This is a genomic window from Saccharopolyspora sp. 7B, from assembly GCF_020177435.1.
In the GTDB taxonomy this organism is placed as follows: domain Bacteria; phylum Actinomycetota; class Actinomycetes; order Mycobacteriales; family Pseudonocardiaceae; genus Saccharopolyspora_C; species Saccharopolyspora_C gregorii.
Genome location: NZ_JAIUKC010000015.1, coordinates 88,920 through 104,952, shown reverse-complemented (window position 1 = coordinate 104,952; position 16,033 = coordinate 88,920). Strand labels below are relative to the sequence as shown.

Sequence of the window (16,033 nt, the reverse complement as noted above, 5' to 3'; positions counted from 1 at the left end):
GTGAGCACCCAGGAGAACCCCGACGCGTCGATGCCGGTGCGCATCGCCATCGCCGTCGTGGCGGCCGCCGCCCTGCTGCTGCTCGGCGGCGCGGGCGGGCTGCTCATCGCCACCCCCTCGCACGACTCCGAACCGGCACCGAGCGCCGTCGACATCGGGTTCGCGCAGGACATGTCGACGCACCACCAGCAGGCCGTGACCATGGCCACGCTCGCCAGGGAGCACGCGGCGGACGTCGCGGTGCGCCAGCTCGCGTTCGACATCGAGACCAACCAGCGCGACCAGATCGGTCGGATGCAGGGCTGGCTGAACCTGTGGGACGAGCCGACCGGCAGCACCTCGCCGATGCGGTGGATGGGTTCCGGCGGGCACGAGCACGGCATGGAGCAGCACTCGATGCACGGCGCGGCCACCGGCTCCGGCGCGGCCACCATGCCCGGCATGGCCGACACCGCGGAGCTGGACCGGTTGCGCGGGCTCGACGGTCCCGCGTTCGACGCGTACTTCCTGCAGCTGATGCTGCGCCACCACGAGGGCGGGGCGCCGATGGCCCGCTACGGCGCCGAGCACGCCGGGCTCGAACCGGTGCGCGGGCTCGCGGCGAACATGCTGGGTTCGCAGGGCACCGAGAGCGAGCTGATGCGCGGGATGCTGGCGGACCGCGGGGTCGCGCCGCTGCCCGCGAACTGAGGTCTCCCCCGGGGGGGGGGGGGGGGGGGGGGGGGGGGGGGCGCCCCCCCCCCCCCCCCCCCCCCCGCGCCCCCGCGGGCGGGGGCCGGGCCGGCGGGCGGCCCGGCCCCCGGCGCCGCGCGGCGGGGGCGCGGGCCGGCCCCGGGGCCCCCCCCCCCCCCCCCCCCCCCCCCCCCCCCCCGGCCCCGCGTCGGCGCACGCCGCCGGGCGAGGAAGGGAACCTTCCTGCCACCGGTGACCGGAAGGTTCCCTTCCTCGCGGGTGCGCGGGTGCGCGGGAAAGCTGGGGGGATCAGGGAGCGGTCAGCGGGATTCGCAGGTCCGCGCCGCACCGCGGACCGCGACGACCACGAGCGCCACCAGCGCCACCCCGCCGAGCAGCAGCGTCGGCAGCAGCGGCACCAGCACCCGGTCGGCGCCGAGCGCGCAGCCGAACAGCGCGGCCGGGTAGGCGAACCGGAGCCAGCGGCGCTGCCAGTCGCGGGACCAGCGCACCTTCCCGCCGGTGAACAGCGCGAGCCCCGCGGCGAACCCCAGCAGCACCGGCGGCGACACCTCCAGCCCGGGCCGTCCCGGTTGGAAGGACCAGGACACCAGCGCGGCCACGCCGCTCGCGCCGACGAGGAACAGCGGCGGCAGCAGGATCCACATCCGGACCGTGAGGTCACGCAGCGCAGGGCACAGCACGGGATCAAGGATGCTGGCGGACGGGTCCGTTCGCACCGCGTCGCGGCGGCCGCTCGGCGGGCGGTCGCCTGCCCGCGCCGGGCGGTCGGGCGAGCCGCTCGCCAGGAATAACGTGCTCGGCGACTGCGTTCCAGGTCAGCGCCTTCGGTCTGGCAGAATGACAGGCCGAGTCGGCTCCGGTTCACCTCGCGATGATCGTCGGCGAGGACCCGGCGGCCCCGAACAGGAGGACACGCGTGAAGTCGGACATTCACCCCGAGTACGTCGCCACCCAGGTGACCTGCGGCTGCGGGAACACTTTCACCACCCGGAGCACCAGCAAGGCCGGCAACATCACGGTCGAGGTCTGCTCCAACTGCCACCCGTTCTACACGGGCAAGCAGAAGATTCTGGACACCGGTGGCCGGGTGGCTCGCTTCGAGGCCCGCTACGGCCGGCGGCAGAAGAACGCCGCGAAGTAGCTGGGCCGACGGCGCCCGTCCTCGCGCACTGCGCAGGGCGGGCGCCGTCGTCGTGCCGGGCCCTGCCCGCTCGTCCAGCCGAATCCCGGTCCAGCCCGTCCGGTCCAGCAGCGAAGAAGGTTCCCGTGGAAACGTCCAAGCTCGACGAGTTGCTCGCGGAGCACGCGGAACTGGAACGGCGCCTGGCCGAACCGGACGTGCACGCCGACCAGGCCACCGCGCGCAAGCTCGGCCGCCGCTACGCCGAGCTGACCCCCGTGGCGAAGGTCGCGAAGGAGTGGGAGCAGGCCCGCTCCGACCTGGTGACGGCGCGCGAGCTGGCCGCCGACGACGAGGGGTTCGCCGCCGAAGCCGATGCGCTCGCCGAATCCGTGCCGGAGCTGGAGGAGAAGCTCACCGAGCTGCTGCTGCCCCGCGACCCGCACGACTCCTCCGACGTGGTGCTGGAGGTCAAGTCCGGGGAGGGCGGCGAGGAATCGGCGCTGTTCGCCGGTGACCTGCTGCGGATGTACCTGCGCTTCGCCGAGCGGCAGGGCTGGCGGGCCGAGGTGCTCGACGCCACCGAATCCGACTTGGGCGGCTACAAGGACGTGACGGTCGCGGTGAAGGCCAAAGCCGGGGACACCGGGCCGGACGGCGTGTGGTCGAAGCTGAAGTTCGAAGGCGGCGTGCACCGGGTGCAGCGGGTGCCGGTCACCGAATCGCAGGGCCGGGTGCACACCTCCGCGGCCGGTGTCCTGGTGTACCCGGAGACCGAAGAGGTCGAGGTCGAGGTGGACGAGAAGGACCTGCGCATCGACGTGTACCGCTCCTCCGGGCCCGGTGGGCAGAGCGTCAACACCACCGACTCTGCGGTGCGCATCACCCACCTGCCGACGGGCACCGTGGTGTCCTGCCAGAACGAGAAGTCGCAGCTGCAGAACAAGCTGCGCGCCATCCAGGTGCTGCGCGCCCGGCTGCAGGCGCTCGCCGAGGAGGAAGCGCAGAAGGAGGCAGCCGAGACGCGGCGCAGCCAGGTGCGCACCGTGGACCGCTCCGAACGGGTCCGCACCTACAACTTCCCGGAGAACCGCATCTCCGACCACCGGGTCAACTACAAGGCCTACAACCTGGACCACGTGCTCGACGGGGACCTGGACGGGGTGCTGGAGGCGCTGGTCGCCGCGGACCGCGCCGACCGGCTTGCCGCGAGTGCCTGAGCGGACCGGCCGCGTGCCCGGGCCGCGCGGTACCGGATCGACCCGACCGGGTCGTGTTCGCCGTGCCGGGGCGGTTCTCCGCGTTCCGGGGTGTCGCCTGAACGAGCTCCCGGATCATGCGCTCTAAGCTTGCCCCCGTGACTCGACAGCCACTGCGCCTGGCCATCCTCGAAGCGGAACGTCGGTTGTCCGCGGCAGGCGTGGCGAGCCCCCGGACGGACGCCGAACTGCTGGCCGCGCACCTGCTCGGCGTGGAACGCACCAAACTGATGATGGTGCCGCTGGTCGACCCGCCGGTGGTGGAGGCGCTGCAGGCGCTCGTGCAGCGCCGCGCCGAGCGGATCCCGCTGCAGCACCTGGTCGGCAACGCGCACCTCGGCGGCGTGGAGCTCAGCGTCGGGCCGGGCGTGTTCGTCCCCCGGCCGGAGACGGAGCTGCTGCTCGCCTGGGGCCTCTCGGTGCTCGACGGCGTGGAGCGGCCCGTGATCGTCGACCTGTGCACGGGGACCGGGGCGCTCGCGCTGGCCGCCGCGCACGCCCGCCCCGACGCCCAGGTGCACGCCGTCGAACTGGACCCGCACGCGCTGGCGTGGGCGCGGCACAACGTGGACCAGCAGGCCGCCGCGGGCGACACCCCGGTCCGGCTCTACTCCGGTGACGTGGGCGATCCGACGCTGCTGATGGAGCTCGAAGGGCTCGTCGACCTGGTGCTGTGCAACCCGCCGTACGTGCCCGAGGGCACGCCGGTGCCGCCGGAGGTGCGCGACCACGACCCGCACGGCGCCGTGTTCGGCGGCCGCGACGGGCTCGACGTGGTGCGGCAGGTCGTCGGGTGCGCCGCGCGGCTGCTGCGGCCCGGCGGCGGGGTGGCGATCGAGCACGACGACACCCACGGCGGTTCGGTGCCCGCGCTGCTCAAGGCGCGGCGGGTGCTGTGCGACGTCGAGGACCACCCGGACCTGGCGGGGCGCCCGCGGTTCGCCACCGCGCGGCGGGCCGTGCCGGAGCACTGATCCACCGGCCGGTGCGCTGCCGGCCGTTCCGCTTCCCGCGACGAGCGGGCCTTCGTGCTGCCCGGATCCGCGCGGTGGGTGGTGGAAGGGAACCTTCCTGCCACCGGTGATCGGAAGGTTCCCTTCCTCCACCGGGGTGCGGACGTCGAAAAGCCCGGCCGGGGTGTGCCCTGGCCGGGCTTCGCGAACGCGTCCGGGACTCGCCCGGTGGTCGATCAGCGGTGCTGTCGCGGTGCCTGCTCGGCGGGTGCGGACTTCGGGCCGCCCTGCTCGGTGCCCTGGCGCTGCTGCTGTTCGGCCGCGCCGGGGATGGGCAGCTGGATCCGCCGGGTCGGCGGGTCGTGCGGGTTCCGCTGCTGCTGCCCGGGGTTGGCCGCGCCGGGGAGGTTCTGGCGCTGGATCTTCTCCGTGGGCCCTTCGGCTCCGCTGCGCTGCTGGTTCTGCGGCCGCTGCTGGGGTTGCTGCGCGGGGCGCTGCCCCGGCTGGGCGGCCTGCGGTGCGGGTTCGTGCGAGCGGTCTTCGGCGACCTCGGCTTCGGCGGACTTGCGCGCCTGCTCGCGGGCTTCCGCGGCGGCTTCCCGCAGCGCGGCCTCCTCCTCGTCCTCCTGGTCGAGGCGGGCGAGCAGCGGCGTGGTCTGGCCGAGCAGTTCCGCGGCGTCCCGCAGCTTGCTCGCGACGGTGTCGCGCAGCTCCGTGAGCGAGTGCACCTGCTGGTCGGCCTTGGTGAGCCTGCGCTGGCACTCCTCGGTGGTGGCGCCGAGCCTGCGCTCGGCGTCGAGCCGCGCTTCCCGGATGAGGCGTTCGCGTTCCCGGGTGCCCTCCTCGACGAGGCGGGTCGCTTCGTCGGTGGTCTCCCGGACCATCCGCTCGGACTTCTCGGTGGCCTCGGCGACCAGCCGTTCCGCTTCCCGGGTGCTGTCGAGCTCCCGCTTCTCGGCGGCCTCGACGCTCTCCTTCTCGCGCTGCTGGGCGGCGGCGATGCTGTCCTTCTCGCGCTTGTCCGCGGCCGCGGTGCTCTCGCGTTCGAGGAGCTGGGCGGCTTCGGTGCTCTCCCGGTGCAGCTTCTCCGCGGCCTGCTGGGCTTCGGTGGTGAGCCTGGTGGCCTCGTCGGTGGCCTCGCGGACCCGGCGGTGCGCCTCGTTGGTGCCTTCCCGCAGCCTGCGGTTGGCTTCCTCGGTGGCTTCGCGGACGCGGCGCTGGGCGTCGGCCTTGCTGGTCGTCTCCTGCTCGGTGAGCAGCTTCATGGACTCGGTGCGCCGCGCCGCCATCGCGATCTCGAAGTCCTCTTCGACCTGCACCCGGCGGGCTTCGGACTCCTCGTCGGCGCGCTTGCGGTTCTCCTCCGCCTCGGTGGTGATCCGCTCGGCTTCGGCCTTGGCCTTCTCCAGCGTCGACCGGTGCTCCTGCTCCATCTCGGAGCGCCGCGTGTCGACCTCGGCGATGAGCTTCTCGTAGCGGGTGCGCAGCGCGCCCGCTTCGGCCTCGGAACGGGCGCGGGTCTCGGCGGCGTCCTTCTCGGCGCGGGCGCGGATGTCGTTGGCCTCGTCCTGCGCGAGGCGCAGCATCCGCTGCAGCCGTTCGCTGAGCCCTTCCAGCGTGGTCGGCGGCTTGGACAGCCGCTCCACCTGACCGCGGAGGTTCTCGATCTCCGAGCGCGACGATTCGAGCTGCTTCGACAGATCGCGTGCCTGCGACACGGCGGCGTCGCGGTCGGAGGTGATGATGCGCAGATCCGCGTCGACCCGTTCGAGATGCTCGTCGACCTGGGCGCGGTCGTATCCGTTCTTGCGAACGAGGTCGAAGCCCGATCCCAGCGGGAGAAGATCACGATCGTCGGCGAGGCCCATGGTTCAACGCTACCTGGAAGGCAACCGCGTTGTGGGAGGTGTGGGCGGGATGACCGGAGAATCGCGCCGCGGAACCACCGGACCGGGGCTGAGCGCGCGGTCTCGGGCCGGAAGTCCCTTGTTCGGCCGGCCGGTCAACGCGAACGGTGGGGTGCGTCGGGCGGGCTGCTGGAGGTGATCGACATGGCGACCAGGACGAACGAACCGTCGCAGGTCCGGCCTTGGACGCGGTGGCAGGACTGGGCGGCGCTGGTGATCGGGGTGTACGTCGTGCTCGCGACGATGTGGACGCGCACCAACGGCGGTGCGCTGTCGGCGATGGTCGTGCTCGGCGGGCTGCTGGTGATCGCCGCCGTGTGGTCGTTGGCGCTGCCCAGGTCGATGACCAGCGAGTACGCCCACATGCTGCTGGGGGTGCTGCTGTTCATCGCGCCGTGGGTGCTGGGCTATGCGGCGTTGACCGGGGCCGCGTGGACCTCCTGGGTGGCGGGGGTGCTGGCCGTCCTCGTCGGCGCCGCGGCGCTGCCGCAGGCGACCGTGGCGCACGGCAGGGGCGTGGCCGGTCAGCACTGACCGGTCGGCCGCGCGCTCCGGCCGCGGGACTTCCGCGCGGTCGGTCGGTGCGGCCCGCTGACGGGAAGAGGCGCTGTGCGCGAGTTCACCGACGGGAAGCCGAGTCGCCGACGTCGCGCGCCGGCGGCGTCGGCGCGGGAGCGGATCCTGTCGGCGGCGGGCGAGTTGTTCGCCGAGTCCGGGTTCGCCGCCACCCCCACGTCGCGGATCGCCGAGCGGGCCGGCGTGCCGAAGGGCCTGATCCACTACTACTTCCGCCGCAAACCGGACCTGCTGGTGGCGCTCGTGGACCGGCTGCCCGCGGAGCGCGTGGACGTCCGGCGGATCGTGGTGCCGGGCGACGTGGCGGGCACGCTGCGCCGCCTGGTCGCCGAGCTGGACCGGCGGTTCGAGGCGACGCTGCCGCTGCACCACCTGCTGTGGCGGGAGGCCGACACGCACAGCGCGGTCCGGCGCGCGCTGCGCGAACGCTTCCGGGCCGTCGTGGCCCAGGTCCGCGAGGTCGTCACCGCCGCGGCACCCGCTCCGGCGCGCGCCGACGTGGACACCGCCGCCGTCCTGCTGGCCAGGGTGATCGACCACCGGCACGCGGTCGCCGCGCGCGCCGAGCACGACGAGTCCGCCGACCGCGAGATCGAGTTCATCGCCCGCGGGCTCGGCCCGCGCTGACGGTCAGGACGCGGGTTCGACGAGCTCCACCAGCACCCCGCCCGCGTCCTTCGGGTGCACGAAGTTGATGCGGCTGCCCGCGGTGCCCCGCCGCGGCGCGTCGTAGAGCAGCCGCAGGCCCTTGGCGCGCAGGGCCTCGCTCGCCGCGTCCACGTCGGTGACCCGGTACGCGAGCTGCTGAAGGCCCGGCCCGTTGCGGTCCAGGAACTTCGCGATCGCCGAGTCGGAGCGCAGCGGCGCGATCACCTGCAGCTGGGTGGCCCCGGCGGCGTCGCCCGGCGCGCGCAGCATCGCCTCCCGCACCCCCTGCTCCTCGTTGACCTCGGTGTGAGCGACCTCCAGGCCGAACGTGGCGCGCTGGAACTCGATCGCGGCGTCGAGATCGGTGACCGCGATGCCGACGTGGTCGACGGCGGTGACCAACCCGCTCAGTTCGCTCTGCATGGCGGGAGCCTAACGCGCCGCGAATCCTGCGCGGGGGTGCGAGATGTGGCAGGAAAGGCCTCGGCCCGGGTGCCGCCGCGGTGCGCGCCCGGGCGCCGCGCGCCGTCTACGTGGAGGGTGGGACATGGTCTCCGGACGACGAACCCGGCTGATCGCGGTGGCCACCGCGGTGCTCGTGATCGGCCTCCCGTCGATCTCCGCGGGCGTACCCGACGAGGTCCGGCTCAAGCACGAACGCGCCTGGGTCGACCCGGGGCCGCTGGAGTTCGGAGCCGAACCGCACGCGGCGGTGCGCGCCGCGGCCGCCGACGCCGCGGCGGGGGCGGACTGCGCGGTGGACGTGGACACCGCCGCTCGCCTGGTCCTCGCGCCCACCTGGCCGGAGGTCGCGGCCTCCGGCGGCGCACCGGCGCCCATGACGCTCTCCCGGTACGACGACGGGACCGCGCTCGCCGACCCGGGGCGGAGCTCACCGGGGATCTTCTTCAGCCCCGGCGTCGGGGCCTGGCAGCTCGACTCGGCCGGGCTCGGCGCGGACGCGACCGCGGCGGCCGCCATCGACACCGGCACGGCCGCGCGCACCGTCGCACCGCACGTGGTGCGGAAGTACTGCGGCGAACTGGGCGACGGCTCCTCCCCGGCCGCGGCGCGCGCCGCCGCCTGGAGCTCCTGGTACGCCTGCGACGAAGGTGCCTGCGAGGACGTGTACCAGCGGCTCCTCGCCGCGGGCGTCGTCGAGGACACCACCGTCGGCATGCACGGCGGGGCCGCACCTCGGCGGTGCCGCTACGCGGGCGCCGTCCACGACTGCGCCTTCGTCGACCCCGCCGCGGCGCAGGGGGACGAGGCGTGGCGGGTCCCCGGCTACGGGCCCGCGCCGGTGCCGGACCCGTTCTACGTGCTGACCCGCGGCGGACACGAGGTGCGCTACTGGCTCGCCGCCGACACCGGGGCGCGCGGCGACGTGTCCGCGTCCAGGGCGCTCGGCTCCGACGCCCGGGAGTCGTTGCGCTGGTCGGCGGGGGCGGGGTTGTGCGACCTCACCGCGGGCCGCGGCGCCTGCTGACGGACTGCGAGGAAGGGAACCTTCCGGTCACCGGTGGCAGGAAGGTTCCCTTCCTCGCAGGCGCCGTGACGGGAAGGGAACCTTCCTGCCGATGGTGTTCCTGTGCGAGAGTGCCCAGATGGCACTGCGTGCCACGCGTGGACGTGGGCGGGTCGAGCGCATGATGGAGAGCGCGCCCGAGCGGTGCGCAGCGGTAGTCGACGAGAGGGCCGGGAGGCCACTGTGAGCACATCTGTGATCGTTGCCGGGGCGCGCACCCCGATGGGCCGCCTGCTGGGCTCGTTGAAGGACTTCTCGGGCGCGCAGCTCGGCGGTGTGGCCATCAAAGCCGCCCTCGAACGCGCCGGCGTCGCCCCCGGCCAGGTGCAGTACACGATCATGGGGCAGGTGCTGACCGCCGGCGCCGGCCAGATCCCCGCCCGGCAAGCCGCCGTGCACGCCGGGATCCCGATGGACGTGCCCGCGCTGACCATCAACAAGGTGTGCCTGTCCGGGCTCGACGCCATCGCCCTCGCCGACCAGCTCATCCGCGCCGGCGAGTTCGACGTCGTCGTCGCCGGCGGCCAGGAATCGATGACGCAGGCCCCGCACCTGCTCGCGGGCTCCCGCGAAGGCACCAAGTTCGGCGACGCGCAGCTCGTCGACCACATGGCGTTCGACGGCCTGACCTGCGCCTTCGACGACATCGCGATGGGTGCCTCCACGGAGAAGCACAACTCCCGGCACGGCCTCACCCGGCCTGAGCAGGACGAGTTCGCCGCCCGCTCGCACCAGCGCGCCGGAGCCGCCGCGGAACGCGGCGCGTTCGCCGAGGAGATCACCCCCGTCGAGGTGCCGCGGCGCAAGGGCGACCCGGTCGTCGTCGACGCCGACGAGGGCATCCGCCCGGACACCACCGCCGAATCGCTCGGCAAGCTCCGCCCGGCGTTCGCCCCCGACGGCACCATCACCCCCGGGTCGGCCTCGCAGATCTCCGACGGCGCCGCCGCCGTCGTCGTCATGAGCAGGGCGAAGGCCGAGGAACTCGGCCTGACCTGGCTCGCCGAGATCGGCGCGCACGGCGTCGTCGCCGGCCCGGACGCCAGCCTGCACGAACAACCGTCGAACGCGATCAAGGCGGCCTGCGCCAAGGGCGGCGTGGACGTCGCCGACCTCGACCTGGTGGAGATCAACGAGGCGTTCGCCGCCGTCGGCATCGTCTCCACCCGCGCGCTCGGGCTCTCCCCGGACGTCGTCAACGTCAACGGCGGCGCCATCGCCCTCGGCCACCCGCTCGGCATGTCCGGTGCCCGCATCGCGCTGCACCTGGCGCTGGAACTGCGGCGCCGCGGCGGCGGCACCGGCGCGGCCGCGCTCTGCGGCGGCGGCGGTCAGGGCGACGCGCTGATCCTCCGCGTCCCCGCCGGCTGACCCGGCACGGGCGGCATCGGGGGAGCCCGGAAATCACCCTGATGCCGCCCTGGTTTCGCGCCACCGACCGTGATCACGTTCCGTGTTCGCCGCTACCCTGGCGAGCATGAAGTGGCTTCCAGGTGGATGGCAACGCGCGGACCGGGCCGGACGGGAATGGGCGACGGTGCCCGGCCGCGTCACCCGCAGGAATGACGCCACCGCGCGGATGGGGGCGGAACGCGGCGGCTCCGCGACCCGCGTCTACGGCAAGCAGGAGCAGCCCCCGGAACCCCCGGCGCCCGTCGGGCTCGGTCCCGAAGCGCAGGACGTCGACGTGTCCGCGAACAGCTTCCGCCTGCTGCTCATCGGCGGCGGCGTCAGCGGTCTCGGCACCGTGCTGTGCGCGGCCACCCTGGCGAACAACGGCAGCACCGTCGGCATGTGGGTGTGGCAGCTGGTGTTCGGCATCGTGTTCCTCGGCTTCGTGATCTCCTCCCGGGGCATGCTCAGCAGCCGCGGTTTCCTGCTCGACCGCAGCGGTTTCTACGCCCGCACCCTCGGCGAGGTGTACGGGGTGTCGTGGAACGAGATCTCCGCCATCGGCATCGGCAGCCTCCCGTGGATCGAGCAGAAGCGGCCCGTGCACCCCGAGCGGCGCGTGGCGCTGGAGTTCTACCCGGCCGACCCGGGATTCAGCAGCAGGCACCCCGAATTGGAGCGCTGGCGCGTCGAAGAGCAGCCCTCGCTGCCCGGGACCCCGTCGGTGCGCTACCGCTTCCACCTGCCGCCGTTCACCCGGCTCCCGCGCGCCGTGGAACGCGCCGTGCAGACCGTGGCGCCGCGCAAGTGGGTCGGGCACTACCGAAGGCACCTCCCGCCCATCCACTTCCCGGACTCGACCAAGCTCTGAGGCTCTTCACCAGCCGAGGCTGTCCAACGGGTCGGCGGAGGTGAGTGCCGGGTCGTCGTCGTGGAACGTGCGGGCTCGGCCGCGACCCGTCACGGCCGTCTCGAAGCGGACCGTGACCCGGCCCAACCCGGCGCCCTGCACCCAGCCGTGCCCGGCATCCGGGTGGAACACGTCGTCGCCCGCGCGCCACGACCGGTGCGCCGCCACCGGCGCGGGATCCGCCACCGGCGCCGACGAGTCCGGTTCCGGAACCGCCTCGGGTTCCTGGGACGGGTTGCCGAACAACGCCTCCTGCTCCGACGTCGCCAAACCCGAGAACGACACGCCCACCAGCCGGACCGGGGTGCCCGGCGGCACCGCCACCCCGATCAGCCGCCGCGCCGCCGCACCCAGCGGGCCCAGGTCCGAGGTCGCCGTCGCGAACGTCTCCGCCCGGCTGATCGTCGTGAAATCCGCGTCCCGCACCTTCACCGTCACCGTCCGCGCCGCCCGGCCCGAGGACACCAGCCTGCGGTGCGCGTGCTCCGCCATCCCGTCCACCTCGGTCGCCAACCGCACCGGCTCCGTGATGTCCACGTCGAACGTCGTCTCGGCGCTGACCTGCTTCGCCTCCGCGCGCTCCGCCACCGGGTGGTCGTCCACGCCGTGCGCCAGCCGGTGCAACTCCGCGCCGTGCGCCTGCCCGAGCAGCGCCGTCGCATCGCCCAAGCGCAGCGCCGCCAGCTCACCCACGCTGTACACCCCGATGCGGTGCAACTTCGACTCGGTGACCGGGCCCACGCCCCACAACTTCCGCACCGGCAGCCCGGTCAGCAGCTCCAGCTCCTGCTCCGGCGGCACCACCAGCGCTCCGTCCGGCTTCGCCAACCCCGACGCGATCTTCGCCAGCTGCTTGCCGGAACCAGCACCGACCGACGCCGGCACCCCCACCTCGCCGCGGATCCGCTCCCGCAACCCGGCCGCGAACCGTTCCACCTCCGCCGGCTCGGCACCCGCCAGCTCCACCGGCTCCAGGAACGCCTCGTCGATCGACACCTGGCCGACCACCTCCGACACGTCCCGGACGATCTCGAACACGCGGCGGCTCACCGCCTGGTACACACGGCCCCGCGGCGGCAGCACCACCGCCACCGGGCAGCGCCGCCGCGCCTCCGCCATCGGCATCGCCGACCGGGCCCCGTAGGCGCGGGCCTGGTAGCTCGCCCCCGCCACCGTGCCCCGCGGCCCCAAGCCGCCCACCAGCACCGCCCGGTCGGCGACCGTGGGACGGGTGAGCTGCTCGACCGACGCGAAGAACGCGTCCATGTCCACGTGCAGCACCCATCTGCGCATGTGCACATTCAACGAGATGCCACCGACAACGACCACGCACCCCGCCCGGGAGGAAGGGAACCTTCCGGTCACGGATGACACGAAGGTTCCCTTCCTCGCCCTCGGGCGCGGTCAGTCCTGGGCAGGCGCGTCCCGCTCCGGTGGTGCCTCACCGGACCCCTGCTTCGGCGGCGCGAGGAACACGACGCCGCCGTCCAGGTCCAGCGGGCCACCCGGATCGTGCTCACGCCCGGGCGCGCCCTGATCGCCCTCGTGCCGGAGCTTGCGCCCCGGGAAGAGTTCTCCGTAGGAAGCCATGTCCCCAGCGTAGGGCGGTCGCGGCAGGCACGGCACCGATCCGGGCCGCCGTGCTGCGAGGAAGGGAACCTTCCGGTCACGGGTGGGAGGAAGGGAACCTTCCTGTCACGCGGAGTTCGTGGGCGCCCGGCGCGTGCGATGAGGGGAACCTTCCTGTCACGGACGCGACGAAGGGAACCTTCCTGTCGCGACGACCCCCGGAACGAAACCGGGCGCCCCCCCCGGGGGGGGGGGGGGGGGGGGGGGGGGGCGCCCCCCCCCCCGCGGGGGGCGCCCTGCCTTGGCCGTGGGGGGGGGGGGGGGGGGGGGGTGGGCGACTCAGCAACTCCGCGGCGGCGGGCACCCCCCCGCCGGGCCTGGGTGACCCGCGGGTCACCGTCGGGGAACAGCTCGAACATGTCGATGAGGTGCTGGCGGACGCGGTTGCGCTCGTCGCCGGAGGTCCGCTTGACGGTGCGCACGAGCCGGTCGAACGCGGCTTCCACCTGCTGCCCGGCGAGTTCGGCGTCGGCGGCGGCGAGCTGGGCGTCGACGTCGTCGGGCGCGGCGTCGGCGCGCTCGATGGCGGCCGGGTCGGCGTTCTCGGCGCGAGCGCTGAACCGGACCTGGGCGAGCGCGGCCTTGGCCTGCTCGTTGGCGGGTTCGGCGTCGAGGATCCGCTGGTAGGCCGCTTCGGCGGCGGCGAAGTCACCGTTCTCCAGCGCGTCTTCGGCGGCGGTGAACCGGGGGTCTTCCGGTTCTTCCTGCTCACCGGGATCGGCTGCGCCCTGCTCGGCGGCGCTGATGCCGGGGAGCTGTTCGCGCAGCGCGTCGAGCAGCTGGGTGATCCACTGCCGGATCTGCGGTTCGGGCTGCGCGCCGGCGAAGGCTTCGACGGGCTGGCCGCCCGCGATCGCGATCACGGTGGGGATGGACTGGACCTGGAACAGCTGCGCGATCCGCGGGTTGGCGTCCACGTCGACCTTCGCCAGCACCCAGCTGCCGCCGCCTTCGGCCGCGAGGCGTTCGAGCACGGGGGAGAGCTGCTTGCAGGGGCCGCACCACTCGGCCCACAGGTCGACGACGACGGGGACCTGCATGGAGCGGTCCACGACTTCGGCCTGGAAGGTCGATTCGGTGACGTCGATGACCGTCGGGGTCCCGGGGGCCGAGGTGTGCTCGGCGGGGCCGCCCGCGGCGGGCTGCCGGGAGGCGTTGTCCGCTTTGGTCTTCAGCGCGGACAGGTCGACTGCGCCCGCCATCGCGGCGGGCATGGCTGCGTTCTGGCGTGGATCGGGCCTCGTCACCTCTCCATCCTGACACGCGGCGCCTCGCGCGCGGTGCGTGGGCAAGGGTTGTCCGGCGGGGCCGGGAGCTGCGCCGCACGGCCGGTGACGGTCCGCTAGCTCTACCTGAGAGATCAACCTGAACGAGTGTTGATGACCACTCGAAAGGCTGAGGTTACGTGGATTCCCCTCAGGTTTTCCCGGGGTGGTCGCCGAAGGAGCCACTGTGCCTGGTCGGGATCTTGTCTCGATCGGTGCGAGGGGAGCCCCGGGAAAGAGCCGGGACCGAGCTCCCTGCCCGAAGTTCTAGGAGAGGTTTCAGAACGTGCGTATTGCAACCCGCGTCGCCGGCGCTGCCGGCATCGCAGCCCTCGGCATGGTGTCCCTCGGCTCGACCGCCTTCGCCGACACCGCCGGCAACGAAGGTGTGAACCTGGTCGACGACAACAACATCAGCGCGGTGCCGGTGCAGGCCTGCGGCAACAACGTCGGTGCCGCCATCGGCGTCGTGGTGCCGGTCCTGTCGCCGCAGACCAGCGACTGCACCAACGCGCCGGTCGTCGACCACCCCTCCATCAAGGGCTGATCGACCCAGTGCGAACACGACCGGGCGGGGAGTCCGCGAGGACTCCCCGGCCGGTTCGTTCATTCCCCGGCCGACAGGTGCTCTTCGACGCGGCGCACCTTCTCCTGCAGCTGCCCGGTGTGCCCGGGCCGGATGTCGGCCTTGAGCACCAGGCTGGTGCGCGGCGAGCGCGACGACACCGCTTCGGTCGCCCGCTTCACCACGTCCATCACCTCGTCCCAGTCACCTTCGATCGTGGTGAACATCGAGGTCGTCTCGTGCGGCAGGCCCGATTCGCGCACCACCCGCACCGCCGCCGCGACCGCCTCGCTCACGCCGCCGTCCTCGCCGGAACCGGACGGGGCCACGCTGAACGCCACCAGCATTCGCTCTTCCTCCTGCGCTGTTCGGGCAGATTCAGCACGATCATGCGCGATCCGGCCGGGACCTCGCGCATCGGCGGGCGAATGGTCATTCGTCTCCGCGACGCCCGCTGCTAGCGTCGGGGCATGAGCGCTCGTAGTCCGCTGCCCTTCGATCCCATCGCACGAGCGGCCGAGCTGTGGTCGGAGCGGATCGGACCGTCGACGACGATGGCCGCGGTCACCAGCGTGATGCGGGTCCAGCAGATCCTCCAGTCCGCAGTGGACACCGCGCTGCGGCCGCACAACCTGACGTTCGCCCGCTACGAGGCGCTCGTGCTGCTCACCTTCTCCCGGCGCGGCAGCCTGCCGATGCGCGTGATGGGCGACCGCCTCCAGCTGCACCCGACCAGCGTCACCAACATCGTGGACCGGTTGGAGCACGACGAGCTGGTGCGCCGGGTGCCGCACCCCACGGACCGGCGCACCACCCTGGTGGAGATCACCGACGGCGGGCGGGACCTGATGAAGCGCGCCACCGAATCGGTCACCGAGATCGAGTTCGGCCTGGGTGGGGTGACCGAGCGGCAGACCCAGCAGCTCACCGAACTGCTCGGCAGGGTCCGCCACGCGGCCGGGGACTTCTGAGGCGCACCCGCCGGTACCTCTCGATCATCGCGGCGGCCCCGCGCGTCCCGGTGCGATGAAGGGAACCTTCCTGCCACCGGTGACCGGAAGGTTCCCTTCATCGCATGATCAGTTGAGGGTGCGCAGGACGTGGGCGACCCGCCCCCAGAACGTCGGTTCCGCCGAGTCGCGCCACGTCAGCAGTCCGCGCCGGTTCGCCCAGCGTTCGAAGGCGACGGAGGCCAGCGGCGGGATGGACGACACCAGCGAGGCAACCAGGACGGGGAACGACCAGCGCAGCGGGCTGAACACCACGAGGCAGGTCACGACGTAGCCGGTGAACACGAGCCCGTGGACCCAGCCGAGGACGGTGACGCCCGTCGGCATGCCGAGGCCGTACTTGAACGCCATCGCGATCAGCAGCCCCGCCCACGAGCACGCTTCGGCGATCGCGACGAGGCGGAACCACCCCGCGTAGGTGCGCAACACCGTGAACCAGCCTTTCCGCGCGGCGCCGCCGGTCGGCGCTCGACGTCTTCGAGTGTGCCGGGTGCGCGCGGTCACACGGCCACCGGTGACGGGCGTCGCGTCGTGATCGATCCCGAAACGGAATTGTGACAACCTTGTCCTCCCGG

Annotated in this window: 18 protein-coding genes and 1 pseudogene; 11 read left to right on the top strand and 8 right to left on the bottom strand. The window is 73.3% G+C overall.

Annotated features, from left to right (window positions below):
* A complete protein-coding gene (locus LCD33_RS03520) occupies nt 1–690 on the top strand; it encodes a DUF305 domain-containing protein (protein ID WP_224960389.1) in 690 nt (229 codons plus the stop codon).
* A gap of 302 nt (nt 691–992) precedes the next feature.
* Here LCD33_RS03520 and LCD33_RS03515 read toward each other — a convergent pair whose 3' ends face one another.
* Entirely contained in the window at nt 993–1,376 is a 384-nt protein-coding gene (locus LCD33_RS03515) for a hypothetical protein (protein WP_224960391.1), read from the bottom strand.
* 236 nt (nt 1,377–1,612) lie between these two features.
* On the opposite strand from LCD33_RS03515, the gene rpmE reads away from it, so the two are divergent.
* From rpmE to prmC, 3 genes are all read left to right on the top strand, one after another.
* On the top strand, nt 1,613–1,837 hold the full coding sequence (gene rpmE / locus LCD33_RS03510) for a 50S ribosomal protein L31 (protein WP_224960393.1): 225 nt from the start codon (nt 1,613–1,615) through the stop codon (nt 1,835–1,837).
* Between the two features lie 125 nt (nt 1,838–1,962).
* Nucleotides 1,963–3,036: a peptide chain release factor 1 gene (gene prfA / locus LCD33_RS03505; RefSeq protein WP_224960395.1), complete on the top strand. Its 1,074-nt coding sequence runs from the start codon at nt 1,963–1,965 to the stop codon at nt 3,034–3,036.
* A gap of 137 nt (nt 3,037–3,173) precedes the next feature.
* A complete protein-coding gene (prmC, locus tag LCD33_RS03500; protein ID WP_224960396.1) occupies nt 3,174–4,049 on the top strand; it encodes a peptide chain release factor N(5)-glutamine methyltransferase in 876 nt (291 codons plus the stop codon).
* 215 nt (nt 4,050–4,264) lie between these two features.
* On the opposite strand, the gene LCD33_RS03495 is transcribed toward prmC, so the two are convergent.
* Nucleotides 4,265–5,896: a M protein gene (locus LCD33_RS03495; protein WP_224960397.1), complete on the bottom strand. Its 1,632-nt coding sequence runs from the start codon at nt 5,894–5,896 to the stop codon at nt 4,265–4,267.
* A 183-nt stretch (nt 5,897–6,079) separates the two neighbouring features.
* On the opposite strand from LCD33_RS03495, the gene LCD33_RS03490 reads away from it, so the two are divergent.
* Together LCD33_RS03490 and LCD33_RS03485 are read left to right on the top strand one after the other, a co-directional pair.
* Entirely contained in the window at nt 6,080–6,469 is a 390-nt protein-coding gene (locus tag LCD33_RS03490; RefSeq protein WP_224960398.1) for an SPW repeat protein, read from the top strand.
* Between the two features lie 75 nt (nt 6,470–6,544).
* Nucleotides 6,545–7,138: a TetR/AcrR family transcriptional regulator gene (locus LCD33_RS03485; protein WP_224977503.1), complete on the top strand. Its 594-nt coding sequence runs from the start codon at nt 6,545–6,547 to the stop codon at nt 7,136–7,138.
* A gap of 3 nt (nt 7,139–7,141) precedes the next feature.
* Here the strand turns inward: LCD33_RS03485 and mce are convergent, their stop codons facing one another.
* On the bottom strand, nt 7,142–7,582 hold the full coding sequence (mce, locus tag LCD33_RS03480) for a methylmalonyl-CoA epimerase (protein WP_224960400.1): 441 nt from the start codon (nt 7,580–7,582) through the stop codon (nt 7,142–7,144).
* A gap of 124 nt (nt 7,583–7,706) precedes the next feature.
* Between mce and LCD33_RS03475 the strand changes: the two genes are divergently transcribed.
* From LCD33_RS03475 to LCD33_RS03465, 3 genes are all read left to right on the top strand, one after another.
* Complete coding sequence (locus tag LCD33_RS03475) at nt 7,707–8,648, top strand: hypothetical protein (protein WP_224967040.1); 942 nt, start codon at nt 7,707–7,709, stop codon at nt 8,646–8,648.
* Nucleotides 8,649–8,870: 222 nt separating this feature from the next.
* Nucleotides 8,871–10,058, top strand: coding sequence for an acetyl-CoA C-acetyltransferase (locus LCD33_RS03470; RefSeq protein WP_224960403.1), 1,188 nt, complete (start codon nt 8,871–8,873; stop codon nt 10,056–10,058).
* A gap of 106 nt (nt 10,059–10,164) precedes the next feature.
* Nucleotides 10,165–10,950, top strand: coding sequence for a hypothetical protein (locus LCD33_RS03465; RefSeq protein WP_224960404.1), 786 nt, complete (start codon nt 10,165–10,167; stop codon nt 10,948–10,950).
* Between the two features lie 6 nt (nt 10,951–10,956).
* Here the strand turns inward: LCD33_RS03465 and LCD33_RS03460 are convergent, their stop codons facing one another.
* From LCD33_RS03460 to trxA, 3 genes and pseudogenes are all read right to left on the bottom strand, one after another.
* Nucleotides 10,957–12,282 carry a DNA polymerase IV gene (locus tag LCD33_RS03460; protein WP_224960405.1) on the bottom strand — a complete coding sequence of 442 codons (1,326 nt, stop codon included), beginning with the start codon at nt 12,280–12,282 and terminating at the stop codon, nt 10,957–10,959.
* A gap of 111 nt (nt 12,283–12,393) precedes the next feature.
* The gene (locus LCD33_RS03455; RefSeq protein WP_224977502.1) at nt 12,394–12,579 is read right to left on the bottom strand and encodes a hypothetical protein; all 186 of its coding nucleotides are present in this window, start codon (nt 12,577–12,579) and stop codon (nt 12,394–12,396) included.
* A 347-nt stretch (nt 12,580–12,926) separates the two neighbouring features.
* A pseudogene (gene trxA / locus LCD33_RS03450) lies at nt 12,927–13,820 on the bottom strand (thioredoxin); the annotation flags it as partial.
* Nucleotides 13,821–14,169: 349 nt separating this feature from the next.
* Here trxA and LCD33_RS03445 point away from each other — a divergent pair.
* The gene (locus LCD33_RS03445; protein WP_224956382.1) at nt 14,170–14,430 is read left to right on the top strand and encodes a hypothetical protein; all 261 of its coding nucleotides are present in this window, start codon (nt 14,170–14,172) and stop codon (nt 14,428–14,430) included.
* 59 nt (nt 14,431–14,489) lie between these two features.
* Here LCD33_RS03445 and LCD33_RS03440 read toward each other — a convergent pair whose 3' ends face one another.
* On the bottom strand, nt 14,490–14,795 hold the full coding sequence (locus LCD33_RS03440) for an MTH1187 family thiamine-binding protein (RefSeq protein WP_224956384.1): 306 nt from the start codon (nt 14,793–14,795) through the stop codon (nt 14,490–14,492).
* Nucleotides 14,796–14,918: 123 nt separating this feature from the next.
* Here LCD33_RS03440 and LCD33_RS03435 point away from each other — a divergent pair, with 123 nt between their 5' ends.
* Nucleotides 14,919–15,419, top strand: coding sequence for a MarR family winged helix-turn-helix transcriptional regulator (locus tag LCD33_RS03435; protein ID WP_224956385.1), 501 nt, complete (start codon nt 14,919–14,921; stop codon nt 15,417–15,419).
* Nucleotides 15,420–15,527: 108 nt separating this feature from the next.
* On the opposite strand, the gene LCD33_RS03430 is transcribed toward LCD33_RS03435, so the two are convergent.
* Nucleotides 15,528–15,887 (bottom strand): DUF3817 domain-containing protein, encoded by a 360-nt coding sequence (locus LCD33_RS03430; protein WP_224956386.1) that lies wholly within the window; start codon nt 15,885–15,887, stop codon nt 15,528–15,530.
* Nucleotides 15,888–16,033: the final 146 nt, after the last annotated feature.

Bases quoted from the DNA above. Each gene is read 5' to 3' on its own strand.
- LCD33_RS03495 (WP_224960397.1), bottom strand. From the start codon at position 5,896: ATGGGCCTCGCCGACGATCGTGATCTTCTCCCGCTGGGATCGGGCTTC.
- LCD33_RS03490 (WP_224960398.1), top strand. From the start codon at position 6,080: ATGGCGACCAGGACGAACGAACCGTCGCAGGTCCGGCCTTGGACGCGG.
- mce (WP_224960400.1), bottom strand. From the start codon at position 7,582: ATGCAGAGCGAACTGAGCGGGTTGGTCACCGCCGTCGACCACGTCGGC.
- LCD33_RS03475 (WP_224967040.1), top strand. From the start codon at position 7,707: ATGGTCTCCGGACGACGAACCCGGCTGATCGCGGTGGCCACCGCGGTG.
- LCD33_RS03465 (WP_224960404.1), top strand. From the start codon at position 10,165: ATGAAGTGGCTTCCAGGTGGATGGCAACGCGCGGACCGGGCCGGACGG.
- LCD33_RS03460 (WP_224960405.1), bottom strand. From the start codon at position 12,282: ATGCGCAGATGGGTGCTGCACGTGGACATGGACGCGTTCTTCGCGTCG.
- LCD33_RS03455 (WP_224977502.1), bottom strand. From the start codon at position 12,579: ATGGCTTCCTACGGAGAACTCTTCCCGGGGCGCAAGCTCCGGCACGAG.
- LCD33_RS03440 (WP_224956384.1), bottom strand. From the start codon at position 14,795: ATGCTGGTGGCGTTCAGCGTGGCCCCGTCCGGTTCCGGCGAGGACGGC.
- LCD33_RS03435 (WP_224956385.1), top strand. From the start codon at position 14,919: ATGAGCGCTCGTAGTCCGCTGCCCTTCGATCCCATCGCACGAGCGGCC.